This is a genomic window from Serratia sp. 22264 (assembly GCF_052045345.1).
GTDB classification, from domain to species: domain Bacteria; phylum Pseudomonadota; class Gammaproteobacteria; order Enterobacterales; family Enterobacteriaceae; genus Serratia; species Serratia plymuthica.
The window spans coordinates 137,056-162,853 of record NZ_JBQEOY010000009.1 but is presented as its reverse complement, the minus strand read 5'-3'; the positions used below and the strand labels follow the sequence as shown (position 1 = coordinate 162,853).

25 protein-coding genes are annotated in these 25,798 nt (G+C 57.8%); 10 read left to right on the top strand and 15 right to left on the bottom strand.

What is annotated here, in order from left to right; genetic code table 11:
- Positions 1–76: 76 nt before the first annotated feature.
- The 7 genes from ugpB to ACTJJ1_RS23445 form a co-directional block, all read right to left on the bottom strand.
- Positions 77–1,396 carry a sn-glycerol-3-phosphate ABC transporter substrate-binding protein UgpB gene (gene ugpB, locus ACTJJ1_RS23475; RefSeq protein WP_004950997.1) on the bottom strand — a complete coding sequence of 440 codons (1,320 nt, stop codon included), beginning with the start codon at positions 1,394–1,396 and terminating at the stop codon, positions 77–79.
- Between the two features lie 190 nt (positions 1,397–1,586).
- Positions 1,587–2,774 carry an aminotransferase-like domain-containing protein gene (locus ACTJJ1_RS23470; RefSeq protein ID WP_004950993.1) on the bottom strand — a complete coding sequence of 396 codons (1,188 nt, stop codon included), beginning with the start codon at positions 2,772–2,774 and terminating at the stop codon, positions 1,587–1,589.
- A gap of 134 nt (positions 2,775–2,908) precedes the next feature.
- Entirely contained in the window at positions 2,909–3,610 is a 702-nt protein-coding gene (gene livF, locus ACTJJ1_RS23465; RefSeq protein WP_004950991.1) for a high-affinity branched-chain amino acid ABC transporter ATP-binding protein LivF, read from the bottom strand.
- 2 nt (positions 3,611–3,612) lie between these two features.
- Positions 3,613–4,380 carry a high-affinity branched-chain amino acid ABC transporter ATP-binding protein LivG gene (gene livG, locus ACTJJ1_RS23460; RefSeq protein ID WP_004950989.1) on the bottom strand — a complete coding sequence of 256 codons (768 nt, stop codon included), beginning with the start codon at positions 4,378–4,380 and terminating at the stop codon, positions 3,613–3,615.
- On the bottom strand, positions 4,377–5,648 hold the full coding sequence (locus ACTJJ1_RS23455; protein ID WP_004950987.1) for a high-affinity branched-chain amino acid ABC transporter permease LivM: 1,272 nt from the start codon (positions 5,646–5,648) through the stop codon (positions 4,377–4,379). Before ACTJJ1_RS23455 ends, livG begins: the two co-directional genes overlap by 4 nt.
- A complete protein-coding gene (gene livH / locus ACTJJ1_RS23450; RefSeq protein ID WP_004950984.1) occupies positions 5,645–6,571 on the bottom strand; it encodes a high-affinity branched-chain amino acid ABC transporter permease LivH in 927 nt (308 codons plus the stop codon). The genes ACTJJ1_RS23455 and livH overlap by 4 nt, the downstream gene beginning before the upstream one ends.
- Before the next feature lie 116 nt (positions 6,572–6,687).
- Complete coding sequence (locus ACTJJ1_RS23445; protein WP_440835554.1) at positions 6,688–7,803, bottom strand: branched-chain amino acid ABC transporter substrate-binding protein; 1,116 nt, start codon at positions 7,801–7,803, stop codon at positions 6,688–6,690.
- A gap of 407 nt (positions 7,804–8,210) precedes the next feature.
- Between ACTJJ1_RS23445 and panM the strand changes: the two genes are divergently transcribed.
- Genes panM through ACTJJ1_RS23430 form a run of 3 tightly spaced genes read left to right on the top strand, consistent with a single transcriptional unit; the run spans position 8,211 to position 11,885 of the window.
- Positions 8,211–8,603 (top strand): aspartate 1-decarboxylase autocleavage activator PanM, encoded by a 393-nt coding sequence (panM, locus tag ACTJJ1_RS23440; RefSeq protein ID WP_006323076.1) that lies wholly within the window; start codon positions 8,211–8,213, stop codon positions 8,601–8,603.
- On the top strand, positions 8,600–9,817 hold the full coding sequence (locus tag ACTJJ1_RS23435) for a DUF3142 domain-containing protein (RefSeq protein WP_440835552.1): 1,218 nt from the start codon (positions 8,600–8,602) through the stop codon (positions 9,815–9,817). The genes panM and ACTJJ1_RS23435 overlap by 4 nt, the downstream gene beginning before the upstream one ends.
- Entirely contained in the window at positions 9,804–11,885 is a 2,082-nt protein-coding gene (locus ACTJJ1_RS23430; RefSeq protein WP_440835550.1) for a hypothetical protein, read from the top strand. The genes ACTJJ1_RS23435 and ACTJJ1_RS23430 overlap by 14 nt, the downstream gene beginning before the upstream one ends.
- A 65-nt stretch (positions 11,886–11,950) precedes the next feature.
- Here the strand turns inward: ACTJJ1_RS23430 and rpoH are convergent, their stop codons facing one another.
- The 4 genes from rpoH to ftsY all read right to left on the bottom strand — a co-directional run bounded on the left by rpoH (position 11,951) and on the right by ftsY (position 16,313).
- On the bottom strand, positions 11,951–12,808 hold the full coding sequence (gene rpoH, locus ACTJJ1_RS23425; protein ID WP_004950979.1) for an RNA polymerase sigma factor RpoH: 858 nt from the start codon (positions 12,806–12,808) through the stop codon (positions 11,951–11,953).
- Positions 12,809–13,124: 316 nt separating this feature from the next.
- Positions 13,125–14,078, bottom strand: coding sequence for a permease-like cell division protein FtsX (gene ftsX, locus ACTJJ1_RS23420; RefSeq protein WP_006323072.1), 954 nt, complete (start codon positions 14,076–14,078; stop codon positions 13,125–13,127).
- Entirely contained in the window at positions 14,068–14,739 is a 672-nt protein-coding gene (gene ftsE, locus ACTJJ1_RS23415) for a cell division ATP-binding protein FtsE (protein ID WP_004950974.1), read from the bottom strand. The genes ftsX and ftsE overlap by 11 nt, the downstream gene beginning before the upstream one ends.
- A gap of 5 nt (positions 14,740–14,744) precedes the next feature.
- Positions 14,745–16,313 carry a signal recognition particle-docking protein FtsY gene (gene ftsY / locus ACTJJ1_RS23410; protein WP_440835547.1) on the bottom strand — a complete coding sequence of 523 codons (1,569 nt, stop codon included), beginning with the start codon at positions 16,311–16,313 and terminating at the stop codon, positions 14,745–14,747.
- A gap of 221 nt (positions 16,314–16,534) precedes the next feature.
- On the opposite strand from ftsY, the gene rsmD reads away from it, so the two are divergent.
- Positions 16,535–17,155 carry a 16S rRNA (guanine(966)-N(2))-methyltransferase gene (rsmD, locus tag ACTJJ1_RS23405; protein WP_062791193.1) on the top strand — a complete coding sequence of 207 codons (621 nt, stop codon included), beginning with the start codon at positions 16,535–16,537 and terminating at the stop codon, positions 17,153–17,155.
- Complete coding sequence (locus tag ACTJJ1_RS23400; protein ID WP_006323063.1) at positions 17,145–17,417, top strand: DUF1145 family protein; 273 nt, start codon at positions 17,145–17,147, stop codon at positions 17,415–17,417. Before rsmD ends, ACTJJ1_RS23400 begins: the two co-directional genes overlap by 11 nt.
- Before the next feature lies 1 nt (position 17,418).
- Here the strand turns inward: ACTJJ1_RS23400 and ACTJJ1_RS23395 are convergent, their stop codons facing one another.
- Positions 17,419–17,772 (bottom strand): DUF2500 domain-containing protein, encoded by a 354-nt coding sequence (locus ACTJJ1_RS23395; protein WP_006323061.1) that lies wholly within the window; start codon positions 17,770–17,772, stop codon positions 17,419–17,421.
- Positions 17,773–17,933: 161 nt separating this feature from the next.
- Here ACTJJ1_RS23395 and ACTJJ1_RS23390 point away from each other — a divergent pair, with 161 nt between their 5' ends.
- On the top strand, positions 17,934–18,560 hold the full coding sequence (locus ACTJJ1_RS23390) for a lysoplasmalogenase (protein WP_004950964.1): 627 nt from the start codon (positions 17,934–17,936) through the stop codon (positions 18,558–18,560).
- 37 nt (positions 18,561–18,597) lie between these two features.
- Here the strand turns inward: ACTJJ1_RS23390 and ACTJJ1_RS23385 are convergent, their stop codons facing one another.
- Positions 18,598–18,975 carry an AprI/Inh family metalloprotease inhibitor gene (locus tag ACTJJ1_RS23385; RefSeq protein ID WP_440835544.1) on the bottom strand — a complete coding sequence of 126 codons (378 nt, stop codon included), beginning with the start codon at positions 18,973–18,975 and terminating at the stop codon, positions 18,598–18,600.
- A gap of 55 nt (positions 18,976–19,030) precedes the next feature.
- Positions 19,031–20,494 carry a serralysin family metalloprotease gene (locus ACTJJ1_RS23380; protein WP_020438298.1) on the bottom strand — a complete coding sequence of 488 codons (1,464 nt, stop codon included), beginning with the start codon at positions 20,492–20,494 and terminating at the stop codon, positions 19,031–19,033.
- 642 nt (positions 20,495–21,136) lie between these two features.
- Here ACTJJ1_RS23380 and ACTJJ1_RS23375 point away from each other — a divergent pair.
- Positions 21,137–23,452 carry a zinc/cadmium/mercury/lead-transporting ATPase gene (locus ACTJJ1_RS23375; RefSeq protein WP_440835541.1) on the top strand — a complete coding sequence of 772 codons (2,316 nt, stop codon included), beginning with the start codon at positions 21,137–21,139 and terminating at the stop codon, positions 23,450–23,452.
- 55 nt (positions 23,453–23,507) lie between these two features.
- On the opposite strand, the gene tusA is transcribed toward ACTJJ1_RS23375, so the two are convergent.
- The gene (tusA, locus tag ACTJJ1_RS23370) at positions 23,508–23,753 is read right to left on the bottom strand and encodes a sulfurtransferase TusA (protein ID WP_004950955.1); all 246 of its coding nucleotides are present in this window, start codon (positions 23,751–23,753) and stop codon (positions 23,508–23,510) included.
- Positions 23,754–23,973: 220 nt separating this feature from the next.
- Between tusA and ACTJJ1_RS23365 the strand changes: the two genes are divergently transcribed.
- From ACTJJ1_RS23365 to ACTJJ1_RS23355, 3 genes are all read left to right on the top strand, one after another.
- Entirely contained in the window at positions 23,974–24,639 is a 666-nt protein-coding gene (locus ACTJJ1_RS23365; protein ID WP_004950952.1) for a 7-cyano-7-deazaguanine/7-aminomethyl-7-deazaguanine transporter, read from the top strand.
- Between the two features lie 42 nt (positions 24,640–24,681).
- Positions 24,682–25,116, top strand: coding sequence for a GNAT family N-acetyltransferase (locus tag ACTJJ1_RS23360; protein ID WP_122289685.1), 435 nt, complete (start codon positions 24,682–24,684; stop codon positions 25,114–25,116).
- A gap of 80 nt (positions 25,117–25,196) precedes the next feature.
- Positions 25,197–25,760, top strand: a complete 564-nt coding sequence (locus ACTJJ1_RS23355) for a DcrB family lipoprotein (protein WP_004950949.1) — start codon at positions 25,197–25,199, stop codon at positions 25,758–25,760.
- Positions 25,761–25,798 lie beyond the last annotated feature (38 nt).

Genomic DNA, 25,798 nt, shown 5'->3' with positions numbered 1-25,798 from the left:
TCCCGGAGCGGACACAAAGTCCATGAGGAGAGCGAGCATTGCCCAATCCCAGACTGGCTAAGCGCAGTAACCGTTATTACTTGGTCTGGGACTCGAAGCGACGCAGCAACACATCACCGCGTTGTACGGCAGCGTCCAGCGCCTGCTGTGGCGTTTTCTTGCCGGTCCACACGCCTTCCAGTTCTTCATCCACCACGCTGCGGATCTGCGGCATATTGCCCAGGCGCAGGCCCTTGGTGAACGGCAACGGCGGCTTGTTCAGCATCTGACGCGTCGCAACGTCGGCACCCGGGTTCTTGTCATAGAAGCCCTGTTGCTTGGTCAGATCGTACGCGGCGGTGGTAATGGGCAGGTAACCGGTTTTCTGATGCCATTCGGCGGCAATTTCCGGCTGCGCCAGATATTGCAGGAACTCGGCTACGCCCTTGTAGGTGGCGGTATCTTTGCCGTTCATCACCCACAGGCTGGCACCGCCGATGATGGCGTTCTGCGGCGCATTCTTGGCGTCGGCGTCGTAAGGCATCATGCCCACACCGTAGTTGAATTTGGCATAGTGTTTGATGTCCGCCAGCGAACCGGAAGAGGCGGTTGTGATGGCGCAGTCGCCGCTGTAGAACTTCTCGGTCGATTCGTCCTTACGACCGAAATAGGTGAAATCACCCTTCTTGTTCATGTCCGCCAGCAGTTGGATATGCTTGACCTGCAACGCTTTGTTGAACTCCAGCTTGGCATTCGCACCGCCGAAACCGTTGTTTTCGGTAGCGAAAGGCACACCGTGCCAGGCGCTGAAGTTCTCGAGTTGGATCCAGCCCTGCCAGCCGCTGGCGTAGCCGCACTTCATGCCGGCCTCACGCAGTTTGGCGGTGTCCGCCGCCAGCTCTTGCCAGGTTTTTGGCGGCTGATCCGGGTTCAGGCCGGCTTTTTTGAAGGCATCTTTGTTGTAATACAGCACCGGGGTGGAGCTGTTGAACGGCTGGGACAGCAGATGGCCGCTCTTGTTGTCGGTATAGTAACCGGCCACCGTCGGCACGAACACCGATTCGTCAAAGTTGATGCCGGCGTCTTTAAACACCTGATACACCGGTTTGATCGCTTTGCTCGCCATCATGGTGGCGGTGCCCACTTCGTAAACTTGCAAAATCGCCGGCGCCTTGCCGGAGCGGTAAGCCGCAATGCCCGCCGCCAGGCTCTGTTCGTAGTTGCCTTTATAAACCGGAACGATTTTGACGTCGCTGTGCGACTGGTTAAAGCGGTCCGCCAGGGAGTCCACTTCTTTCCCCAGTTCACCTTCCATCGAATGCCAGAACGGGATCTCGGTCGCCGCCAGTGCCTGAGTGCTGACCGCCAGGGTCAACGCGACGCACAGCGTAGTTTTGCGAATAGCGTAGGTGAGCATGCCTAACTCCTGAAAAAGCTGGTGTAATAAGCGCGTGAGCGAAAAGAATCAGTTTTTTGTTCGGAAGCTAACATGCCATGCTCGGATGACAGAAAAATAACCGTCAGATGACAGCCATGTGACCAAAAGGTGAAGTGCAGGTTGCGGTTTGATGTCGGCGACGAGGAAATTTCCCCCGCCGCCGCGGGGATTACAGGGAACGACGCAGGCGGGCGACCGCTTCTTGCATCTGTTGCTCAGTGGCGGTGGCAAACGACAGGCGGAAGGTTGAGCGATCCGGGTTATCGGAGAAGAAATATTCCCCCGGCACAAACACCACGCCCTGTTGCAGGGTGGTTTTCAGCCATTCGGTGGCGTTGAACGGTTGACGGAAACGCGCCCACAGGAACATCCCCCCCTTCGGCATATCAAAGGTGATGTGATCACCCAGCTCTTTCTCCACCAGCGCAGCCAGGATCTCGCCCTTTTGCTTGTAGGCGGCGCGGATCTTTTCGATCTGCCCCGGCAGGCGATCCAAGCCCAGGTAGCATTCGACGATGCTCTGCGACAGCGCGCTGGCGTGTAGATCCGCCGCCTGCTTGATGATCGCCACTTTATGCAGCAGGAACTCAGGCAGAATAGCCCAGCCCAGACGCAAGCCCGGCGCCAGGATCTTGGAGAAGGTCGAGGTGTAGATAATGTTATCGGTATGGCCCAGCACCCGCTGCGAAACCTGATGCAACGTGGCATTGCGCTCTTCGGTAAAACGCAGCTCGCCGTACGGATCATCTTCGATAATCAGGAAGTTGTGCTCGGCAGCCAATTTCACCAGCAGTTCGCGGCGCGGTGCGCTCAGCGTGAGACCGCTGGGGTTGCCAAAATTCGGCACTACGTACACGCCCTTGATACGCTGAGTTTTCAGCAGCTCGGCAAGCTCTTCAACCACCATGCCGTCGCTGTCGGATGACACCGACATGATGTTGGCTTCCGCCAGTTCCAGCGTCTGCAGCGCCGCCAGATAGGTCGGACGCTCCACCACAAACACGTCGCCTGGATTGACGATAGCGCGCATCACCAGATCCAGCGCCTGCTGGGAACCGGCGGTCACCATCACTTCTTCTGCCGTGGCGACGACGCCGCGCTCGGCGCACAGCTCGCAAATGCGTTCACGGAGCAACGGGCTGCCTTCGGTCAGGCCATACTGGAAGGCGCTTTTCGGCTGTTCGGTGATCGCCTGGTGGGTGGCAATGCTCAGCCCTTCAAAATCAAACAGGGCATCAGAGGGGATGCCGCCCGCCAGCGAAATGACGTTTTCCATCTTACTGTGCTTGAGCAATTCACGGATTGCCGAGCTTTTTACGTTGACGATGCGCTGTGCGAGTAACCCTTCTGTCTTCATTTCTTATTCTCGTAATCGTTATAAATTTTGTAGGGGCAGGGTACACGGCGACCAAGTGACTCGGGCGACCCTATTCGCCCCCACAGGGAAGTGAGTGCAGCCAACAACGCTGTAGCCTGAAAGACGACGGGTATTTAGCCGCCCAGATACGCCGATCTTACTGCTTCGTTTGCTAACAATGCGGCTCCCGTATCTTCCAACACCACGCGCCCGTTTTCCAGTACATAACCGCGATCCGCCAATTTCAGCGCCTGATTGGCGTTTTGCTCCACCAGGAAGATGGTCATGCCCTCTTCGCGCAGTTGCTGAATAATGTCGAAAATCTGCTGGATGATGATCGGCGCCAGCCCGAGAGACGGCTCGTCGAGCAACAACAGCTTCGGCTGGCTCATCAGCGCGCGGCCGATAGCCAGCATCTGCTGTTCACCGCCGGACATGGTGCCGGAGCGCTGGTTGCGGCGTTCCAGCAGGCGCGGGAACAGGCCGAACACCCGCTCGATACGCTGCTGGTACTGGTGACGATCGGCAAAAAAACCGCCCATCGCCAGATTCTCTTCCACCGTCATGCGCGAGAACACCCGGCGCCCTTCCGGCACTATCGCCACCGCCTCACGCATAATGCGCGAGGTCTGCCACTGGGTAATGTCCTGATCGAGGAAGGTAACGCTGCCTTCGGTGGCGCGCGGCTCACCGCACAGCGTGCCGAGCAGCGTGGTTTTACCGGCACCGTTGGCGCCGATCAGGGTGACGATCTCGCCCTGCTTGATGTTCAGGCTAACCTGATGCAGCGCCTGGATTTTGCCGTAATGGGCGGAAACCTGATTAAATGACAACATAATTATTCGCCCAGATAGGCCCGGATAACGTCCGGGTTGTTACGAATTTCTGCCGGGGTGCCCTGCGCCAACGGCGTGCCCTGATTCACCACGTAGATACGATCGGAAATGCCCATCACCAGCTTCATGTCGTGCTCGATCAGCAACACCGACACTTTATGCTGGTTGCGCAGCTCGACGATCAAGTGGTCCAGCTCGTCGGTTTCCTTCGGGTTCAGGCCCGCAGCGGGTTCGTCCAGCATCAGCAGTTCCGGGCGGGTCACCATACAGCGCGCAATCTCCAGCCGCCGCTGCTGGCCGTAGGCCAGATTGCCCGCCGAACGGTTAGCCATCTCAAGCAGCCCAACGCGTTGCAGCCACACGGAGGCTCGTTCCAGCGCATCGGCTTCGGCGCGGCGGAAGGCCGGGGTTTTCAGCAGCCCGGCGAATACGCCGCTTTTCAGGTGTTGATGCTGGGCGACCAGCAGGTTCTCGATCACCGTCATTTCGCGGAACAGCCGCACATGCTGGAAAGTGCGCACCACGCCCATGCGGGCAATCGTCTGGCCAGGCAACCCTTCCAGATGGCGATCGCGCAGTTTGATGGTGCCGCCAGTGGGGCGGTAGAAGCCGGTCAGGCAGTTAAACACCGTGGTTTTTCCCGCGCCGTTCGGGCCGATCAGCGAAACAATTTCGCCTTCGTTCAGCTCGAGCGCCACGTTATTCACCGCCAGCAAGCCGCCGAAACGCATCGACAGCCCTTCAACTTTCAACAGAGGTTGCGAGCTCATGCCTGTTCCTCCTTGCCGGCCGTTTTCAACTTCAGTTGCGGGCGCTTCATCGGCAGCAACCCTTGCGGCCGCCAAATCATCATCAACACCATCAACGCACCGAGCAGCAGCATGCTGTATTCGTTCAGATCACGCATCATCTCGCGCGACACCACCAGCAGGATAGCCGCCAGGATCACCGCGAACTGCGACCCCATGCCGCCCAACACCACAATCGCCAGCACGAAGGCCGACTCGACGAAAGTGAAGGACTCCGGGCTCACGAAGCCCTGGCGCGCGGCGAACAGCGTGCCGGCAAAACCGGCGAAGGCGGCGCTGATGGTAAAAGCGGTCAGTTTGATTTTGGTCGGGCTCAGCCCCAGCGAGCGACAAGCGATTTCATCTTCACGCAGCGCTTCCCAGGCACGGCCCAATGGCATGCGCAGCAGGCGATTGATCACAAACAGCGTCAGCACCACCAGCAGCAGCGCCACCAGATACAGGAACACGATGCGATCGCTGGGATCGTATTTCAGGCCAAAGAAGTTATGGAAGGTATCCCAACCGCCGTCACGCGCGCTGCGGTTGAACTCCAGCCCGAAAAAGGTCGGTTTCGGGATCTGGCTGATACCGTTCGGCCCGCCGGTGATCTCGGTGTTGTTCAACAACAAGATACGCACTATCTCGCCGAAGCCCAGCGTCACAATCGCCAGATAATCACCGCGTAAACGCAGCACCGGGAAACCGAGCAGGAAACCGAAGATGGCGGTGACGATGCCCGCCAGCGGCAGGCTTTCCCAGAAGCCGAGGCCGTAATAGTGATTCAGCAACGCGTAGGTATAGGCGCCGATGGCGTAGAAGCCGCCGTAACCCAGCACCAGCAGGCCGGACAGCCCAACCACCACGTTCAGGCCCAGACCGAGCATCACGTAGATCAACGTCAGGGTGGCGATATCCACCGTACCGCGCGACACCAGAAATGGCCAGGCGATCGCGGCAACAATAATCGCCGCCGCCAGCAGTTTCTGGCGTGGGGTGGTGCCGTCAAAACTCGGTAATACAAAAGAGGGGCCAGAGAGTTTTTTCAGCCCCTGCTGCATCAGCGGGCGCAACAGTTGGAAGAAGAAAACGATGACGCAGCCGATGCCGATCCACATCCAGCGCACTTCCGCCGCACCGTGGACCACCAGCTTGGTACCGTCCAGGCTCAGTTGCATCCCCATCAGGAACGACGCCATCACAAACAGCACCACCGAGGCTATCAGCGCGTTAAGCAGATTGAGTTTCATACCTTCTCAACCTCCGGGCGCCCAAGAATGCCGGTTGGCATGATCAACAACACCACGATCAGCAGCGCAAAGGACACCACGTCCTTATATTCGGTGCTCAGGTAGGCCGAGGTCAGCGCTTCTGCCACCCCCAGCACCAGGCCGCCGATCATCGCGCCGGGAATGCTGCCGATACCGCCCAGCACCGCCGCAGTAAAGGCTTTCATGCCGGCCATAAAGCCGATGTACGGGTTGATTACGCCGTAGAACTGGCCAAGCAGCACGCCGGCCACCGCCGCCATCACGGCGCCGATCACGAAGGTCAGTGAAATCACCCGGTCGGTATTGATGCCCAACAGGCTGGCCATCTTCAAATCTTCCGCGCAGGCGCGGCAAGCACGGCCCATACGGGAATAACGGATGAACAACGTCAACGCCAGCATCGCCAGGAAGGTGACGACCCAGATAATCAGCTGCATGGTACTGATGGTAGCGGCGAAGCCATTGCTTTCACCCAGCACCCACTGGCCGGTTACCAGGCTTGGCAACGCCAGATCGCGCGAGCCCTGCGTCAGGCTGACGTAGTTTTGCAGGAATATCGACATGCCGATGGCGGAAATCAGCGCTATCAGGCGCTTGGAGTTGCGCACCGGCTTGTAGGCCACCCGCTCGATGCTCCAGCCGTAGGCGCTGGCGATCACGATCGACACCAAAAACGCGGCGCCAATCAGCAGCCAGCCGACGTCGATGCCAAGCATCATCAGGGCGGCGATAACAATAAAGGAGACATAGCTGCCGATCATATACACCTCGCCGTGGGCGAAGTTGATCATGCCGATAATGCCGTAGACCATGGTGTAACCGATGGCGATCAATGCATAGGTGCTGCCCAACGTGACGCCGTTGAACATCTGCTGCAGAAAATAGAGAACCTGCTCTGACATACTCGAACCCTTGGCTGCGCTGTATAGCAAACCTGAAAAAACTCAGGTAAAGGGGGACGGGCCGGCTTACCGGCCCGCGGGCGCAGCATGCTGCGCCCTACCCTGATTATTATGGCTTATTTAATCGGTGTTGATGTGCCGTCTGCATGCCACTCAAACACGCCGAACTCGAAACCTTTCAGATCGCCCTTCTCGTCCCAGCTCAGCGGCCCCATCACGGTGTCCACCGGCTTGCCGGTTTTCAGATCCTTGACGATGTCGGCCGGCTCCTGGCTGCCGCTGCGCTCCATTCCGGTAGTCAAAGATTGCAGCGCTGCGTAAGTGGTCCAAACGAACGGCCCGGTCGGATCCTGCTTCTTGGCTTTCAGTGCATCCACGATAGGTTTGTTGGCAGGTACCTGGTCATAGCGTTTCGGCAAGGTCACCAGCATGCCTTCCGAGGCGGCACCGGCAATGTTGGACAGCGAGGAGTTGCCCACGCCCTCTGGCCCCATAAAGCGGGTAGTCAGGCCGGCCTGTTTTGCCTGGCGCAGGATCTGCCCCATTTCCGGGTAGTAGCCGCCGAAGTAAACGAAATCGACGTTTTCTTTCTTCAGGCGCGCCACCAGAGTGGAGAAATCTTTATCGCCTGCGGTGATGCCTTCAAACATCACCACGTCGGTACCCTGTTTTTTCAGGCTGTCGCGTACCGAGCGCGCCAGGCCTTCGCCATACTGTTGCTTGTCGTGAACCACGGCAATGCGTTTCGGCTTGATCTCGCTGAGGATGTATTTCGCCGCGGTCGGGCCCTGATCGGAATCCAGCCCGGTGGTGCGCATGATCATCTTGTAACCACGGGTGGTCAGATCGGCGTTGGTGGCCGCCGGGGTAATCATGATCACGCCTTCGTCTTCATAGATATCGGAGGCCGGTTGAGTCGAGGACGAGCACAGGTGGCCGATCACATAGCGAATACCGTCGTTAATCACCTTGTTGGCAACCGCAACCGCCTGTTTAGGGTCACAGGCGTCATCGTATTCCACGCCGACCAGCTTATCGCCCTTGATGCCGCCCTTGGCGTTGATATCGGCAATCGCCTGACGGGCACCGGTGAACTCCATATCGCCATACTGCGCGACCGGGCCGGACATCGCGCCCACAATCGCCACCTTGATGTCTTTCGCCATTGCCGAATGACCGATAGCCATCGCGATACAACCCGCCAACAGCGCCTTACCTTTTGTTAATTTCATTCGCAAATCCCCATCTGTCGTTGTGAACGTACCTGTTGTGTTTGCCTGCACCTGAACCCTTATTTACTGCTTTTATTCATAAGTAATAATGATTTAGGTGTTTTCGTGGCAATATTTTCTAATAAGACTTTATTTTTCATACCATTAAACAGGAATTTTCTGCTGCAAATCAACTCGAACAATCAGAAACAAGCGGTGTAAACAGGATAAAATCCGGATTAAATCTGCGCCGTTTTGCATCAGGCGCAGCGCGTTATGCTGGTTATTGATCCATTAACAATCTATTTACTCGGAAAATGCGTCCTGCAAAAAACATTTTGCGCAGTAATCGTACAGAAAAACTTACACAACGCTCTGTGCAAGATCTATTACACTGTCGGCATCGATTAGCCGTTCGGAAATTCTGCATGAAACTGACTATTGAGCGATTAACCACGCTGTCCCCGCAAGACCTTATCGACCTCGGTAAAATCTGGCCGCAACAACAGCCGCAGCAATGGCAGAGCTGGCTGGACGGCGATAAAGCCCTGTTCGCCGCGCGCTTCAACGAACGGCTGCTGGGTGCAGTGAAAATTGCGCTGGATGGCGATAACGCCCAACTGCAGGATTTGCTGGTGCGTGAAGTCACGCGCCGTCGTGGCGTCGGGCTGTATCTGGTCCAGGATGCGCAGCGCCAACTGCCGCAAGTCGCGCACTGGCAGCTTTCTACCGCCGGCCTGACGCCGCGCGAACGCGGTGAAGTGGATAACTTTATGCGCGCCTGCGGTTTCACCCAGCAAGGCGATCTCTGGCAAAAATGACACGCGGGCTGATGGCGTTGCTGCTGTTGACGCTGGCGTTAACGGCCTGGTTCGGTGGCCGTCACCAGGCGCTGCGGCTACCACAGCCCCAGGACAACCAGGTTTATATCTGGCAACGGGTCTGGACGCCGCAACACGCCACTGCGCTGGCGCAAAGCCGTGACCTGTTCTCTACCCTGCGTGTATTGGGTGCGCAAGCGCATCCGCGTGAAGGCTGGCGCGAAATCCCGGTCAATCTGTCGCAGTTGCAACAGGATGGCCGCCCGCTGTGGCTGGTGGCCCGTTTGGATGGGCAACTGGCGCAACTCGATGCACCGGCTATTCGCCAACGCCTGGTAAAACAGGTTCAGCAATGGCAGGCCGCCGGGTTGCAGGTGATCGGCGTCGAAATAGATCATGACGCCGCCACCGCTCGCCTGCCTGACTATCACCATTTCTTGCAACAGCTGCGCCGACAACTGCCTTCCTCCTTACAACTCGGCATTACCGCATTACCGGCCTGGATCGGCTCACCGGCACTGCCCGGCGTGTTGCAACAGGCAGACAGCTCGGTGTTGCAGGTGCATGCGGTGCTCTCGCCGCAGCAGGGGCTGTTCGCTGCCCCGCTGGCGCTGCGCTGGGTAAAACAGTACGCAAACATCACGTCCAAACCTTTCAGGGTGGCGCTGCCGGCCTACGGTATGGGCCTGCTGAGTGTTGATGCGCAGGGCGCACAGGTCGAGAGCGAAACCTCACTGCGCGTGGCGGGCAATCCCCGCGAACTGACGGTAGCGCCGCAACAGGTGGCCGATTTTCTGCAACAGTTGAAGGTTCAGGCCACACCGCATCTGCGCGGCATTATCTGGTTCCGGCTGCCGCTGGCGGGCGATCGCCGCGCCTGGTCGCTCAATACGCTACGGGCGGTGATCGAACAACAGCCGCTCAGCGTCAGTTGGCAGGTAAAATTTAGCCCTCAGCCACAGCAAAATGGGCTGTATGATCTGATAATTCATAATAACGGGCCGGTTGATGCCCCGCTGCCTCGTGAAATCACCGTCGCCGCCACGGACTGTCTGGCGGCGGACGCGGCGGGCAACTATCGGCTGGAAAGCGGGCCTCAGCGCCAGCGCTTTGTCCTCATCAGCGGCGATCAGCTGCGCGCCGGGCAATCCCGGCCGCTGGGCTGGTTGCGCTGCCAACAATTGACGCCAGGAGGCACTCTTGTCATACCCTGATGCACACGCGGTGCGCAACCGCCACGGCCGGTATCTCCCACTCGCCGCCCTGATCGGCTCAGCGCTGGCGATGCCCATTAACGGTTTCGCCTGCGGGCCGGACTTTCCCAACCGTTTGCTGACCGATCGCAACGGTACCCTGCTGTATATGCCGGAAGGTAATTTTGCTTTTGAGGCCAGCCGCCTGGTCGCGGTAGATAACCAACTGCCGTTGTGGAAAGCGCCACCACCGGCGACACCGCCGAAACCGATGCCGCTGTCACCGGAAACGATCATTATCGGCAAAATGCGCGCCGCCAAGACCGTCGAGGAGGCCGATGCGGTTAATTCTCAGGGGTTGTCAGACGCCGCACGCCTTTATCAACTGGGTGCCGTGGCCTTTGCCGGTTCTGATCCGCGTGCCGCTGAGTATTTCCAGCAGGTCCTGGCCCTGCCCGCAGCACAACAGGGCGACTGGGGACTGCGGGCGCAGTATTCGCTCGGACGGGTTCTGATGGACGACCACGGCACGCCGGAAAATGAGTCCGATACGCCGGCTACGGCGGTTAAACGCCCTGCGAAACCACAGTTAGAGCAGGCGCAGGCGACTTTCCAGCAGGTGATTGACCGGGTTAAAGCCGGCGCGGCCGATCCTGATCAACTGGCGCTGAGCAGCCTCGGGCAGCAAGCGCGCATCCAACTGTGGCTGGGCAATATCGCCCCGGCGGCGCAACTGTACGCCCAGCAGGCGGCGCAGGGCGATCAAAACGGTGGGTTGTCGTTGCAGTACGTCTCCAGCTATCTGGTCAATCCTGATCACTTTGCAGCGCTGAAGCAGGCCATTAACGATCCGGTGATCCAACAGTTGGTGACCATCGAACTGTTTGCGCGCAGCAGCAATTTGCAAATGTCGGATACCGATGCCACCGGCACCCGTTCGAAACAGATAGTCAGCCAAATTCTGACGCTGCTGAACGCCTCGGTGAAAAGCGGTTTCAGCGGCAGTGATCGGCTAGCGGCACTGGCTTATCGCGCCGGGCAATACCCCATGGCGGCCAGCCTGTTAAAACATGCCGGTGACAGCGGGCTGGCGTGGTGGCTGCGCGCCAAGATGGCGCTGCGCGACGGGGATGTTAAAGCCGCTACAGCCGCCTATGCCAAAGCGGCGGCAGCCTTCCCCTCCAGTGAAAGCTGGGGCGAGCAGCGCAATGCGGACTTTACGCCGGAAACCATCGTGCCCGAATGCCGGGTAGCCGGGGAACAGGCGATCCTTGCCTTGGATCGCGGCGACTACCTGCAGGCGATGGATTTTCTGTATCGCGGCAAAGAGATTTATTGGGCAGATGTCGCCGACGTGGCCGAGCGGGTGCTGACGATCGACGAACTGAAAGGCTTCGTTGACAAACATGCGCCGGCGCCGGCAACGCCGCTGAAACCCGTCAATCCCGATGAGTACAACGGCCAGCAAATCACGCCGGATATCCAATTGCGGGAACTGCTGGCACGGCGGCTGATGCGCGCCGGGCGGGCCCAGGAGGCGATGGGTTACTTTGATATTCCGAACTACCGCCAGGTGGCGCAAGGGTATGCCGATACGCTGAAAACCGCGCAGGACAAAACCGCCGACAAACTGGTGCGAGCCAAAGCTTATTATCAGGCGGCGACGCTGCTGCGTACACAGGGGCTGACGTTCACCGGCTATGAGATGACGCCGGATTACGCCATTTATGACGCGGGTTATTCGTACCTGGGGGATGCCTTTGATACCCGCGAGCTGAAACACAAGAGTTGGATCAGCAGCGCCGAGGCAGCGCGGGCCAAAGCGGCGCTACCGGCACAAGACAATCGCTTCCTGCATTATCGCTGGCAGGCCGTCGACCTTGCCCAGCAGGCCGCCGACTTGTTGCCGCCCAAAAGCCAGGCGTATGCTGCCGTGCTGTGCAATGCCGCCGGCTGGGTTATTAAACGCGACGCGAAAACCGGCCAGGCGCTGTATCAGCGCTATATCAACACCGGCACCCGTTATTCCTGGGCCAGCAAGTTTGGCTACGACTGCCCTGCACCGGATTTTGCCGCGGCAGGCCAGTAACGCCGAATTTCAGGCACAAAAAAACCCGTTCAGCAATGAACGGGTTTTTTAACGCTGACGCGGGATCAGGCTTCGATCGCCATTTTCAGTTTCTTCATGGCGTTCTTTTCCAACTGGCGCACACGCTCGGCGGAAACGCCGTACTGATCGGCCAGTTCCTGCAACGTGGATTTGTTGTCATCATCCAACCAACGGGCACGGATGATATGCTGGCTGCGCTCGTCCAGACCTTCCAGCGCGTAGGCCAGTTTGTCTGCGGCGTTGCTTTCCCAGTTATCTTCCTCGATGCCTTCGGCGAAGTCCGAGCTTTTGTCTTGCAGGTACAGAACCGGCGCCATCGACTGACCGTCGCGCGCATCGTCGTCCGGCGTAGGATCGAAGGTCATATCCTGCGCAGCCATACGCGACTCCATCTCACGCACGTCTTTACTGGTCACGCCCAACTCGCGAGCCACCAGCTCCACCTCGTCTTGATTGAACCAGCCCAGACGCTGCTTGGTTTTACGCAGGTTAAAGAACAGCTTGCGCTGTGCTTTGGTGGTGGCAACCTTGACGATACGCCAGTTGCGCAGCACGTATTCGTGAATTTCTGCCTTGATCCAATGCACCGCAAAGGACACCAGACGCACACCCACTTCCGGATTGAAGCGGCGTACAGCTTTCATCAGGCCGATATTACCTTCCTGAATCAGGTCTGCCTGCGGCAGGCCGTAACCAGAGTAATTACGGGCAATATGAGCGACAAAGCGCAGGTGAGACAGGATCAGCTGCTTAGCGGCTTCCAGATCGCCCTGATAATGCAGCCGTTCAGCCAGCTCCCTCTCTTCCTCTGCCGTCAGCATCGGATAGGTGTTGGCGGCCCGGATATAGGCTTCCAAACTGCCCTGGGGCACTAAAGCTAAAGTTTGCATTTCTTTGGTCATTCAAACCCTCTCTTGAGAAAACAGGTCATGCAGGTGATGATTCACGGCGGGGAAAAGATTGATTTTACGGCAGTTGCTGTTGCAAAAGCGGTCCACACGCCGTGCACCCTAACATTTTGCTGCAAATTTTGACCGTGTTCCGCCCTATAAGTTCACTGTTTTTCGATCGCATTGCACATGACAATACGTGACGAAGGTTGAGACCGATAGGGAATTTGTGCGCTAAGAAGAGACTGGATGGTGCTTGCTTTACTGCCGGTAACTCTTCTCCCGCAACACGCTCGGAGCAGCAGAAGAAGAGTATACCAAAAAAACTTTATTGTGGTGTAAATCGGCGTAAATGTTGCACCGTCGCCAGCCAGGCGGCGATCCAGCCGATCATCGCGGAGATAATCAGCAGCAACAGCGCCTCATCCCACCCCAACCCATGCAGGGTAAAGGTGGTGCCGAACACTTTCGCCACGCCGGTCACCACCGACTCCAGTTTCCACACCAGCGCCCCGGAGAGCAGCAGCGACAGCAGCGCGCCGAAAAAGCCGAGCATCGCCCCGCCGTTCAGGAACGGCCGCAGGATGAAGCCGTCGGTCGCGCCGATAAGCTTCATCACATTGATGGTGTCACGGCGGCTGAAGATGCTCAGACGCACGCTGTTGCCGATCACCAGGAAGACCGCCACAATCATCAGAACGCCGATCATCGCCGCCACCTGGCCAACCAGCCCGGTGAGTGCCGCCAGGCGGGCAAACCAACTGTCATCCATCCGCACTTCGTCCACCCCCTGAACCGCCGCCACGCGATCGCGCAGGGTATTGAGGGTTTCCGAACTCTGGAAGCTCATCTTCGGCGTGATGATGGCCACGGCCGGCAACGGGTTCTCTTCCAGCATATCCAGCGCACCGCCGAAACCGGACCAGTTGCGGAATTCGCCCCGGGCCTCTTCGCGCGACAGGTAATTCACCTTCTCTACGCCGGCTTCCGCCTTGATGGCATCGAGCACTTTCACTGCGGCGTCATCATCGAGAGATTTGTCCAGATACACCGTCAGCTGCGGCGTCGGATACCACTGGGTGGCCGCGGTGCTGACGTTTTTCCAGACGATATAACACACGCTCGGCAGCGTCAGGGAGATGGCGATCACCATCACCGTCAGCAGCGTCGCCAACGGTTGACGCAGCATATCCTTGATGGCGTTCATCCAGGCATAGCGCCATTGCTCACGCCAGCCGCCGCGCAGCGCCTTGCTCTTGGCGTTTTTTGCATTATTCGCCATGATGCGCTCCTCCAGCCATACGGCCCTGGCTCAGGCTCAGAATGCGGTAATTGCGACGGGCGATAAGCCCGGTGTCGTGAGTGGCCATCAGCACGGTAACGCCAACACGGTTAAATTCTTCGAACAGGCGCAAAATGCCCTCCGACAACGCATCATCCAGGTTACCGGTAGGTTCGTCCGCCAGCAGCACCGCCGGTTTGTTCACCACCGCCCGGGCGATGCCCACGCGCTGTTGCTCACCGCCGGACAGCTGAATCGGGAAGTTTTTCGCTTTATCCAGCAGCCCGACCTTGTCCAGCGCGGCGGAAACGCGGCGGCGGATGTCTTCGGTGCTGGCGCCGGCGATGATCAGCGGCATCGCCACGTTGTCGTAGACCGTGCGATCCAGCAACAGATGGTGATCCTGGAAAATCATGCCGATCTGACGACGCAGGAACGGCACCTCACTGTTTTTCAACCGGCTGATGTCGTGGCCACCAAACCAGATATGGCCGGCGCTTGGTCGTTCGATACCACAAATCAGTTTCAGCAGGGTACTCTTCCCCGCGCCGGAATGGCCGGTCAGAAACGCCATCTCCGCCGGGCGCAGATGGAAATCTACCCCCTGCAGCGCTTGCCGTCCGCCCAGATAAGCTTTACTGACCTGTTCAAAGCGAATCATCCGTATTAATCCTCTCGGGCAAAAAGTGCCTCAATAAAATCGTCAGCCTTAAATGGCCGCAAATCTTCGATACCTTCCCCAACGCCAATATAGCGAATCGGGATTTCGAACTGATCGGCAATGGCGAAGATCACCCCGCCCTTGGCGGTACCGTCCAGTTTAGTCAGCGTGATACCGGTTAAGCCCACGGCTTCATTAAATAATTTCGCCTGGCTGACAGCATTCTGTCCGGTGCTGGCATCCAGAGTCAGCATAACCTCATGGGGGGCCTGGTCGTCCAGTTTTTTCATGACGCGGACGATCTTCTTCAGCTCTTCCATCAGGTGCGCCTTGTTCTGCAAGCGGCCGGCGGTATCTGCGAGCAGCACGTCAATGCCACGCGCTTTGGCGGCCTGCACCGCGTCGTAGATCACCGAAGCGGAGTCTGCGCCGGTATGCTGCGCCACCACCGGAATACGGTTGCGCTCGCCCCACACCTGCAGTTGCTCCACCGCCGCGGCACGGAAGGTATCCCCCGCCGCCAGCATCACCGATTTGCCTTCCGCCTGGAACTGACGAGCCAGCTTGCCGATGGTGGTGGTTTTGCCCACGCCGTTCACCCCAACCATCAGTATGACGTAGGGATTTTTGCCGCCAACATCCAGCGGCTGTTCAACTTTAGTCAGAATTTCAGACATTTCCTCCTTCAGCTTGCCGTACAGCGCCTCGGCGTCTTTCAACTGCTTACGGCTGGCGTGCTGGGTCAGGGAGGTAATGATTTTACTGGTGGTTTCCACGCCGACGTCGGCAATCAACAGCTGTTCTTCCAGCTCTTCAAACAGATCGTCGTCGATTTTCTTGCCACGGAACAGGCCGATAAAACCGGAACCCAGGTTCTGCTTGGTTTTCACCAGGCTGCGCTTCAGGCGGGCGAAGAAGCCTTCTTTGGTCGGGCGTTCCTGCTCTTGATTTACCGCCGGGGCCGGCAAGTCCGCTTCCGTCGATTCGGGTTCTTGCTCTTCTATTATTTCAACCGCGGCCGGGGCGATGATAACCGGCTCCAGCGCAACGTTGGCCGGCAGAGGCTCTGGCTCTGGCTCTGGCTCTGGCTCTGGCTCTGGCTCAACCACAGTTTCAACCACTTCCGGCTCAGGCTCAACGATCGGCTCAGGCTCAACGGCAGGCGCTGATGCGATGGGTTCAGGTTCAACGACTGGCTCAGGGGCCATAATCGCAACCGGCTCGGCGATCGCTTCAACAACCGGCTGCTGCGCCGCCACCTGCTCGGTGAGGGTGACAACCTCTTCCGCCAACGCTTGCGCCGGGGTGGAATGCTCAGCGGCGACAGGTACGCTTTCGGCGATATGCTCGCCGGTCAGGCTGCCGTCCCATTCCCCTGGGGTATCAACGGAGGCGGCAGGTTCAGATTCCTGGGTGGGGAGCTTGTCGTCCAGCGGGGCGGCAACCGGTTCAGCCGGTGTCTCCACGGCCTGATTTTCCGTCTGCTCTACCGACGGTTCAGGTTGCTGTTGCTCTTCTTCCTTCTGGCCGAAGCCCAGCCAGGAGAAAAACCCACGTTTCTTATCTTTTGCCATGTGATGACTCTACTCCGTACCTAAGGCTTGCTTATGCTGACAATAATCCGCCGAGTCTATCACTTTCCCTCGCGCAGCAACACGCATCCGGTATGCTTTCCACTGTGAAATCAGGCAACAAAGTTTTACCGTTCCCCCCGGCGCCTCTCACCGGTAGAATAGGTGCAACTTTTCGTTAACTCGTGCGGCCTCGCGGCCAGAGAAAGAAATAAAGCAAACCTATGACAAGACTAACGCCACGGGCGTCGGCCAAAAAACCGCCCCAGGCCGCAGCCGGGCAGATCCGCATTATCGGCGGCCAATGGCGCGGGCGTAAACTGCCGGTGCCGAACAGCCCAGGGCTGCGCCCGACCACCGATCGCGTCCGCGAAACCCTGTTCAACTGGCTGGCACCGGTCATTCAGGGCGCACGCTGCCTTGACTGTTTTGCCGGCAGCGGCGCATTGGGGCTGGAGGCGCTGTCACGCTATGCCGGCAGCGCCACGCTGCTGGAGTTTGAACGCCCGGTAGCGCAGCAACTGGAGAAAAACCTGGCATTGCTGCAGGGTAAAGGCACGGTGGTCAACACCAACACGCTGAGCTGGTTGGCAGGCAACGGCCAGCCGTTCGACGTGGTGTTTCTCGATCCGCCGTTCCGCAAAGGGCTGCTGGCAGAAACCGTCACCCTGCTGGAACAGCAAGGTTGGCTGGCCGATGAGGCCTGGATTTACGTAGAGGCCGAAGCGGAAAGCGCTGCGGCTGACGTGCCGGCCAACTGGCAATTACACCGGGAAAAAGTCGCCGGTCAGGTGGCTTACCGGCTTTATGTTCGTTCGCAAGAGAAAACCAACAATGCTGATTAATCTGGGCCGCCTGCTGATGCTGTGCGTATGGGGCTTTCTGCTCTCCAATCTGTTCCACCCTTTTCCCAAGCCGCTGAAATATTTCATCGACGTGGCGCTGTTCTTTATGGTGGTGATGCACGGGCTGCAACTGGTGTTGCTGAAGTCTACCCAGCCGAAAGATCAGCCGATAAGCTACTGGCAGGAAGCCAAGATCTTCGTCTTTGGCGTCTTCGAGCTGCTGGCATGGCAGAAAAAACAGCCGCCGATCAAAAGGAAATAGGTTATTGGGCGGTAAAGGAGACGAAGCGCGTGCCCTGCATGCTCAACGTGCCCTGCGTGCCCTTTTCGATCGGGTTGTACTGCCACTGTTTCAGCCGTAGCCGAATGTCCTCGCCGCCGCGCAACGGGCTGAACACCACCTCATAATGCATCGGCTCATTGACCATCTGTTCGCGCTGGCGCGAACGGGTGGTAGCCACGGGAAATTCGCGCTTGTCGCTAACCTTGACCTGCAAGCTGCGCACCGGCGCGCGGTCATTTTCCGCCTCAGCCCGGCGCTGGTTGAAGTAACGGTGCGTCGCCAGCACGGCGATCAACGCAATCACGGCGACAAAAAACAGCGGCGGCTTACTCATCTTTCTTCCCATTCCCTTCGCGGCTAAATCAGCGTAAACATAGCATTCTCAAGAAAGCATTGTCGATTGCAGGTGTGCTGCCTACACTGCACATAGGAAGTGACACTGGTGACAATTTGGAGCCGGACTCTGCGGCTCCCATAATGAATAAGGAAGACACAATGAGTTGGCCGTTCCTTGCCGTATTCTTTTCCGGTTGGTTGTTCGTAGACGCCTCCTATCGCGGGCCACGCTGGCAGCGTTGGGTGTTTAAACCGCTTACTCTGCTGCTGCTGTTGTTGCTGGCCTGGCAAGCGCCGGTGCTGGGCGCCGCAGGGTATCTGATTGTCCTCGGCCTGGTGGCGACGTTGATCGCCGACGCCCTGCTGCTGCTGCCGCGTGAGCGTGTGCTGTACGCCATCGGCGCATTTTTCCTTTCGCACCTGCTTTACACCCTGAGCTTCGCCAGCCAGATGAGCTTCAGCCTGTTTTGGCCGCTGCCGCTGGCGCTGCTGATTATCGGCGCGTTGCTGCTAGCGACTATCTGGACCCGGCTGGAAGAGATGCGCTGGCCAATTGCCACCTACGTGGCGATGACATTGCTGATGGTGTGGCTGGCGGGTGAGCATTACTTTATGCGCAGCACCGATTTCAGTTTCTCGCTGTTGGCGGGCACCTCATTGCTGCTGCTGGCCAACGTGGTATGGCTGATTAACCGCTACCGTTTTAGTTTCCGGGCGGCGGACGCGCTGGTGGCGTTCTGCTACTTCTCCGGCCATTTCCTGATCGTACGCTCGTTGTACCTGTAAATATCCAGGGCGGGTTCGGGCAACCGAACCCGTTTTATTACGCCAGCGCCTTCAGAGTCAGGCCGTCATCCGCCCCGAGTTGATTACGGTAACTCTCGCCGTCGCGCGAAAAGAACGCCAGCGTACTGCCATCGGCCTGCAACAGAGCGATGCCATCCGGCGCCGGGCGCCAGCCGACCACTTCTGCCGTAAACACCTTTTTCAGACAGTGCTGACTGTCCACCAACTGATAACCGTTGATTTCGCTTTGTTCGCTAGCCAAAAATTCAATCTGGCACTGTCGTTCGGCATCGGCGATCAACCATTGCCCCGCCAGCGACTTCGCGGAGGGAAGAACCAAACTGCCGGCCATAACGGTTCCCGTCATCATCATGCCCCCCGCCACCACGGCGGCGCGCGCTAAACTACCTTTCATGTTAACTCCCGCATAACGCCCGGCCAGATTGCGCCGGGCGTTATGATGTTCACTGTTACACGATAAAGTCGGTGGCGACATCCGCCTGCCCGACAATTTTCACCAGGAAGTCCGGCGTCTGATGCCCGCCAATGTTCAGCGCCAAATCGCTGACGTTGCTCGAGCTATCGTAAGTTAACAATGCTTCACCCGCCGCACCGCTGAAATGATCGACGAAGTGGATCGCATCGCCGCCCTGCGCCCCTTGATTAAAGAACGACAGGTCGATTTTATCGGTACCTTTCTGGAAATCGCGGATCCAGTCAGCAGCGCCAGGCTTGGAATCGCTGACGGCGGCGAAAACAAAGGTATCTTTGCCTGCGCCGCCCCACAGTTCATCGGCACCTGCGCCGCCGAACAGAATGTCGTTGCCCGCGCCGCCTTTCAACACGTTGTTGGCCGCATTACCGACGATAACGTCGTTGCCTGAACCGCCAATGGCGTTCTCAATGGTGACGCCCGCAGCGATCGACACGTTACCTTTCAGCCCGCCTACGTCCGAGAAGGATTTCTCGTTCAGATTGATGCGCTGGTTGGCCGTGTAGCCGGAGAAATCGAAGGTATCATTGCCGCCCGCATCCCAGGCCGCAAAGATCACTTTCTGCGCGTTGCCGGAGGTGCTGAGGAAATCGCGGCCGGTATTGGAGTTGAAGCCATACACGGTATCGCCGGTGCGGGTGGACAGGTTGGCGCCATACAGATGCTGAATGGCGGAAATGTCATCCAGCAACGGTGCCGCGGCATAGTGGCCGCCGTTGTCGCCGCCGGTATTGGTTTCACTCCAATAGCTCATCAGGCTGAACTCGCGAGTGTCTTCGGCATAGCTGGCGTCGTTGTAGGTTGGATTGCCTTCCCCGGCGTTATAATCGCCCGGGTGGCTCAGGCCCAGCGCGTGGCCAATTTCATGAGTGAACGTCTGGCGACCGTAATCTTCGCTTGCCGGATGTTGAACATTGGACTGATTGACGTTGTACCAGGTTTGGCCGCCCAGGTTCTGCCCCTGATAAATCGTGTTAGGCAGGAAAGCGTAAGCCTGAGTGTCGTAGTCGTAATGGCCGGGACGATCCTGGCTGTAATTGCCGAAGGTGATATTGGCCTTCTGGCTGGGGGCGACTTCGGTGAAGGTAATATTGGCCACATCAGACCAGGATTGCAGCGACAGTTTAGCTTGCTGTTGCTGTTCGGCGCTGAACTTACTCAGCCCGGTATCGCCGGCGACATTGGTAGAAGAGAATTTATAATCCGGGAAAGAGAAAGTTAATTTAGCCGGTTGACCAAAAACCTTATAACCGTTCCAGGTTTGATTCTCACGGGTAATAAACAGCCCAGCTTGTTCGGTAGAAAATGAATCCTTGCCATTAACCTGAATCCCGTTGCCACGCTCGTGGTAATGCAACAGATCTTCTACAGCATTATAGCCGGAGCCGGTAGCGGCGAGGCTGGATTCAGTAACTTCAATTGCCTTTTTAGTTGATTGCATTGGTTCGATTCCACTCATTAGCTGATTGTTATCAATCAGGCAGATAGACATAACCTGCCAGAAAGCCACGGCAGACGAATCACCGGCTTGCTGGAAGGGGTTTATGCGCCGTTAACGGCAGTGTGTTAGATAGAATTAATGCATATATATCAGTAAATAATATTACCAACAGAAATGGTAATCGATTCCAATTATAGGCAGGCACTTAAAATTGAACACAAAATAATCAACTATATATTTTTATAACGAAAGATATTTATGCTATTTTTTGATCATATTTACAAATCAAAGGCAATCAAGTACGCATAAGTTAGTCACAAACTTCAATAAGAATGCGGCCTGCAGACGCAAGAGAATCATGCTGGCTGTTTTTATAAAAATAATTAAATTTAACTACACCGTTATAGATTAATAACTCTTTATTATTAGCCGGCAGGCCTTTTTAGTCCCTGCGGGAATAACATTTTCTTTTTTTGCCTAATGACCCCTGCGTCGCACCGCCGATTAACACTCACCGGCAACGCCGATTTCCCCTCAGCCTTACAGTTAACAATAATTCTCATCCGGCGCTTGACTCTGGAGTTGACTCCAGGGTGTAGAGTCAGCGCAATGTCGATCATTAACTGCCCGGAGGGGGACGTTATGCATACCCATAAAAATCATAATCATCAGGAACATAACCCTGCAGAAAGTACCTGCGGCTGTAATCACAGCCATGGTAAAACCCAGCACGGTTGCAGCAGCGAACAAAAAATCGGCACCGTTGAAACCGGCCATGCTCATTCGCACGATCATGGCGCCGGCTGTTGCAGCACGGACGATCATGAGGATCCGGATGAGGAAAGCCACAGTCTGGCTGCCGCCCCTCCTTCCGGCAGCCAACGTTACAGTTGGAAAGTCACCGGCATGGACTGCCCAAGCTGCGCAAAAAAAATAGAGAACGCCGTTACGGGCATTCCCGGCGTAGAAAACGCACGCGTGCTGTTCGCCACTGAAAAACTGGTGGTCGACGCCCAATCCGATGTCAGCCTGCGCATCCAGGACGCGGTACAACAGGCCGGCTTTACCCTGCTCGGCACCCAGGCAACCAAAGCCGAGTCGCCCCAGGCATCGCGCCTGAAGGAATTCGGCCCGCTGCTGTTGCTTACCACGCTGATGGTGGTCAGTTGGGTGCTCGATAGGGTCAATCCCGAACTGGGCCGCATTGCGTTTATCGCCACCACGCTGGTCGGTTTGGCGCCGGTCGCGGCCAAGGCGCTGCGGCTGATCCGCTCCGGTACGCCGTTTGCCATTGAAACGCTGATGAGCGTGGCGGCAATAGGCGCGCTCTTTATCGGTGCCACCGCCGAGGCAGCCATGGTGCTGCTGCTGTTTATGGTTGGCGAGCTGCTGGAATCCTACGCCGCCAACCGCGCCCGCCGTGGCGTGACGGCACTGATGGAGCTGGTGCCGGAAGATGCGCTGCTGCTGCAAGGCTCGGCGCGTAAACGCGTGCCGGTCGCCAGCCTGCGCCCCGGCGATGTGATTGAAATTGCCCCCGGCGCCCGCCTTCCGGCCGATGCCGAACTGCTCAACCCGTTCGCCAGTTTCGACGAAAGCGCCCTGACCGGCGAATCGGTGCCGGTCGAACGTCAGCAGGGCCAGAAAGTCGCGGCGGGCAGCCTGTCGGTCGATCAGGCCGCGCAGATGAAGGTGATTTCCGAGCCGGGCAAAAACGCCATCGACCGCATTTTGCAGTTGATCGAAGAGGCCGAAGAACGCCGAGCGCCTATCGAACGTTTCCTTGACCGGTTCAGCAGTTACTACACGCCAGCGATTATGCTGCTGGCCGTTGCGGTGATCCTGGTGCCGCCGCTGCTGCTGTCACAGCCCTGGGATATCTGGATTTACCGCGGCCTGACCCTGCTGCTGATCGGTTGTCCTTGTGCGCTGGTCATATCCACTCCGGCGGCAATTACCTCCGGGCTGGCGGCGGCCACTCGGCGCGGCGCCCTGATCAAAGGCGGCGCGGCGCTGGAACAGTTGGGCCAGGTGCAAACCATCGCTTTCGATAAAACCGGCACGCTGACGGAAGGCAAGCCCAGGGTCACGGATGTACTGCCGATCAACGGCATCAGCGAACAGCAGTTGCTGACCCTGGCCGCCGCGGTAGAAACCGGCTCCCATCATCCGCTGGCACAGGCGATTATCAAACGGGCCGAGCAGTATGGTGCGCCTCTGCCGCCGGCTCAGGCGCGTCGCGCTCTGGCGGGAGTTGGGGTGGAAGGCGTGGTTGACGGTAAAACTCTGTTGATCAGCGCACCGGGTAAACTGGTGGCAGGCCAGCTCGACGCCTTGTTGCAAAGCCAGGTAGAAAAACTGGAAAACGCCGGCAAAACGGCGGTGGTGGTGTTGGAAAACGGCGTAGCGATCGGCCTGCTGGCACTGCGTGATACGCTGCGCAGCGACGCTAAACAGGCCATTGCCGAATTGAACACGCTGGGGATCCACGGGGTGATGTTGACCGGCGATAACCCGCGTGCGGCGGCGGCGATTGCCGCAGAACTGGGGATCGATTACCGGGCCGGGCTGCTGCCGGAAGATAAAGTGAAAGCGGTCATCGAACTGAGTGAACTGCGCCCGACGGCGATGATCGGCGACGGTATCAACGATGCGCCGGCGATGAAAGCCTCAAGCATCGGTATCGCCATGGGCAGCGGCACCGACGTGGCGCTGGAAACCGCCGACGCGGCGCTGACCCATAACCGGTTGCTCGGTGTGGCAGAAATGATCCGCATCTCGCGCGCTACCCATGCCAATATCCGGCAGAACATCACCATTGCGCTGGGGTTGAAAGGGATATTCCTGATCACCACACTGCTGGGGATGACCGGGTTGTGGCTGGCGGTGCTGGCAGACTCGGGCGCTACCGCGCTGGTCACCGCCAACGCACTGCGCTTGCTGAAGAAACGCAACTAGGCAACGGCATACCTCAGGGGTGAATCAATTCCCCCTGAGGTGCAACTCACATCGATCAGACGCCCTTGCGTAACAGGTAGCGGTACGGTGCCTTGTCGGTTTCCTGCGCCACCAACGTGTGCTCCATAAAGCGGCAGAAGCCCGGAATATCGCGGGTGGTGGCCGGATCATCGGCAATAATCAGCAGGGTTTGACCGTCATCCATATGGCGTACGGTCTTGCGCACCATCATCACCGGTTCCGGACAGCGCAGCCCCAGCGCATCAAGCGTCTGGTCTGCCTGGGCAAATAAGTCAGTCATGCAATTTTTCTCGATCAAAAGCGATCGGCGAACGCCCGCCGCATCTCATTGGCGCCTAGTTTACGCCGGTAGTTTTTCTGCGCAAGATACGTTAACGTTTGCGTTAAATTTAGCCATTGCATTGGTTGCGCAAACACGTATCATGCCGCCGCGCAGCGCATTTTGCTGTTGCGACAAGACACCCTGGGTTCCCTCACCCCACGACTAAAAAGGCTACAACATGTATTCGTTTACCGCTCAGCAGCGCCTCACCGCGTTGGTCTGGCTATCGCTGTTCCATATTGTCATCATTACCTCCAGTAACTACCTGGTGCAGTTGCCGATTACCGTTTTCGGCTTCCATACCACCTGGGGGGCCTTTACCTTTCCGTTCATCTTCCTGGCAACCGATCTGACGGTGCGTATTTTCGGTGCCCCGCTGGCACGGCGTATCATTCTTTCGGTAATGGTCCCGGCGCTGTTCATCTCGTACGTGATTTCTACCGTGACCTATCAGGGCGAATGGCAGGGCTTTGCCGCGTTGGGCAGCTTTAACCTGTTTGTGGCACGTATCGCCATCGCCAGCTTTATGGCTTACGTGCTCGGTCAGATCCTCGACGTACACGTTTTCAACCGGCTGCGCCAACGCAGCGCCTGGTGGGTTGCTCCTGCTGCGGCAATGTTCCTCGGCAATATCAGCGATACCCTGTCGTTCTTCTTTATTGCGTTTTATAAGAGCAGCGATGCCTTTATGGCCAATAACTGGGTGGAGATCGCCCTGGTGGATTACAGCTTCAAAGTTTTGATCTGCCTGCTGTTCTTCCTGCCGATGTACGGCGTACTGCTGAATATGCTGCTTAAGCGCATTGCCGTCCGCCGCAATGACGGCGGCCTGCAAGCGAACTGACCCGTGTTATCATTGGCGACCTGCACCCTACGGAGGCCGCCAATGACAGTAATCACCCGCCACGCTACCTTCAACGAAGTCCACGCCCTGTACCGGCAAATCCCCGAATTCGGTGGCCTGCATAGCCTGGCCGATTTACAGCAACGCGTCGGGCCGTCCGCCTGCCACCTGCTGATCGCCGAGGTTGACGGCCAAGCCGCCGGTTTCAAACTGGGTTATCAGACGCAAGAAAAAGTATTTTACAGCTGGCTGGGAGGCGTGCTGCCGGCGTTTCGCCGCCACGGCGTGGCGCGGGCACTGTTGGCCGAGCAGGAGCGCTGGGCGAGAGCGCAAGGATATCGGCGGTTGACCGTGAAAACACGCAATCAATTCCGCGCGATGTTGACGATGCTCATCGGCCATCACTATCAGATTGTTCAGCTGGAAAAGAAAGGCGAAGTGGCTGATTATCGGCTATTACTTGAAAAAACCTTGTGACAACATCTGCCTTGCATTTCAACGTGGAATAGGTTGCGATACGGCAGTAAAAACCTACCTGAAAGGAAGAAGGAAGCCCAATGCGTAAAGTAGCAAAATTGATGGGTATCAGCCTGTTAGTGCTTGGCCTGGCGGCCTGTGACGGCGACACCAAAGACACCAAGGCGCCGGCGGGCGGTGCTGCGGCCAGCGCACCGGCCGGGCAACAGGTGAGTTTACTGGACGGAAAACTGGCGTTCACTCTGCCGGTCGGCATGGCGGACCAAAGCGGTAAGCTGGGCAACCAGGCGAACAACATGCACGTTTACGCCGACAGCACCGGCCAGCGCGCGCTGATCGTGATCCTCGGCGACAAGACAGCCGACAACCTGGAAACGCTGGCCAAGCGTCTGGAAGACACCCAGCGCTCGCGTGACGCCAATCTGCAGGTGATTACCAATAAAGCCATCGACGTTAACGGCGTCCCTCTGCGTCAACTGGACAGCATCATCACCAGCGGCGGCGAGAAAGCCTACTCTTCGATCCTGATCGGCACACTGGATAACAATATGCTGACCATTCAGGTCACGCTGCCGGCAGATAACCAGCAGCAGGCGCAAAGTGAAGCCGAAGGCATCATCAGCACCTTGAAACTGAAGCAGTAACCTTAGGGGGCCGGCATGCCGGCCCCGTTTCGCCACCC

Bases quoted from the DNA above. Each gene is read 5' to 3' on its own strand.
- ugpB (WP_004950997.1), bottom strand. From the start codon at position 1,396: ATGCTCACCTACGCTATTCGCAAAACTACGCTGTGCGTCGCGTTGACC.
- ACTJJ1_RS23470 (WP_004950993.1), bottom strand. From the start codon at position 2,774: ATGAAGACAGAAGGGTTACTCGCACAGCGCATCGTCAACGTAAAAAGC.
- livF (WP_004950991.1), bottom strand. From the start codon at position 3,610: ATGTTGTCATTTAATCAGGTTTCCGCCCATTACGGCAAAATCCAGGCG.
- livG (WP_004950989.1), bottom strand. From the start codon at position 4,380: ATGAGCTCGCAACCTCTGTTGAAAGTTGAAGGGCTGTCGATGCGTTTC.
- ACTJJ1_RS23455 (WP_004950987.1), bottom strand. From the start codon at position 5,648: ATGAAACTCAATCTGCTTAACGCGCTGATAGCCTCGGTGGTGCTGTTT.
- livH (WP_004950984.1), bottom strand. From the start codon at position 6,571: ATGTCAGAGCAGGTTCTCTATTTTCTGCAGCAGATGTTCAACGGCGTC.
- ACTJJ1_RS23445 (WP_440835554.1), bottom strand. From the start codon at position 7,803: ATGAAATTAACAAAAGGTAAGGCGCTGTTGGCGGGTTGTATCGCGATG.
- panM (WP_006323076.1), top strand. From the start codon at position 8,211: ATGAAACTGACTATTGAGCGATTAACCACGCTGTCCCCGCAAGACCTT.
- ACTJJ1_RS23435 (WP_440835552.1), top strand. From the start codon at position 8,600: ATGACACGCGGGCTGATGGCGTTGCTGCTGTTGACGCTGGCGTTAACG.
- rpoH (WP_004950979.1), bottom strand. From the start codon at position 12,808: ATGACCAAAGAAATGCAAACTTTAGCTTTAGTGCCCCAGGGCAGTTTG.
- ftsX (WP_006323072.1), bottom strand. From the start codon at position 14,078: ATGGCGAATAATGCAAAAAACGCCAAGAGCAAGGCGCTGCGCGGCGGC.
- ftsE (WP_004950974.1), bottom strand. From the start codon at position 14,739: ATGATTCGCTTTGAACAGGTCAGTAAAGCTTATCTGGGCGGACGGCAA.
- ftsY (WP_440835547.1), bottom strand. From the start codon at position 16,313: ATGGCAAAAGATAAGAAACGTGGGTTTTTCTCCTGGCTGGGCTTCGGC.
- rsmD (WP_062791193.1), top strand. From the start codon at position 16,535: ATGACAAGACTAACGCCACGGGCGTCGGCCAAAAAACCGCCCCAGGCC.
- ACTJJ1_RS23400 (WP_006323063.1), top strand. From the start codon at position 17,145: ATGCTGATTAATCTGGGCCGCCTGCTGATGCTGTGCGTATGGGGCTTT.
- ACTJJ1_RS23395 (WP_006323061.1), bottom strand. From the start codon at position 17,772: ATGAGTAAGCCGCCGCTGTTTTTTGTCGCCGTGATTGCGTTGATCGCC.
- ACTJJ1_RS23390 (WP_004950964.1), top strand. From the start codon at position 17,934: ATGAGTTGGCCGTTCCTTGCCGTATTCTTTTCCGGTTGGTTGTTCGTA.
- ACTJJ1_RS23385 (WP_440835544.1), bottom strand. From the start codon at position 18,975: ATGAAAGGTAGTTTAGCGCGCGCCGCCGTGGTGGCGGGGGGCATGATG.
- ACTJJ1_RS23380 (WP_020438298.1), bottom strand. From the start codon at position 20,494: ATGCAATCAACTAAAAAGGCAATTGAAGTTACTGAATCCAGCCTCGCC.
- ACTJJ1_RS23375 (WP_440835541.1), top strand. From the start codon at position 21,137: ATGCATACCCATAAAAATCATAATCATCAGGAACATAACCCTGCAGAA.
- tusA (WP_004950955.1), bottom strand. From the start codon at position 23,753: ATGACTGACTTATTTGCCCAGGCAGACCAGACGCTTGATGCGCTGGGG.
- ACTJJ1_RS23365 (WP_004950952.1), top strand. From the start codon at position 23,974: ATGTATTCGTTTACCGCTCAGCAGCGCCTCACCGCGTTGGTCTGGCTA.
- ACTJJ1_RS23360 (WP_122289685.1), top strand. From the start codon at position 24,682: ATGACAGTAATCACCCGCCACGCTACCTTCAACGAAGTCCACGCCCTG.
- ACTJJ1_RS23355 (WP_004950949.1), top strand. From the start codon at position 25,197: ATGCGTAAAGTAGCAAAATTGATGGGTATCAGCCTGTTAGTGCTTGGC.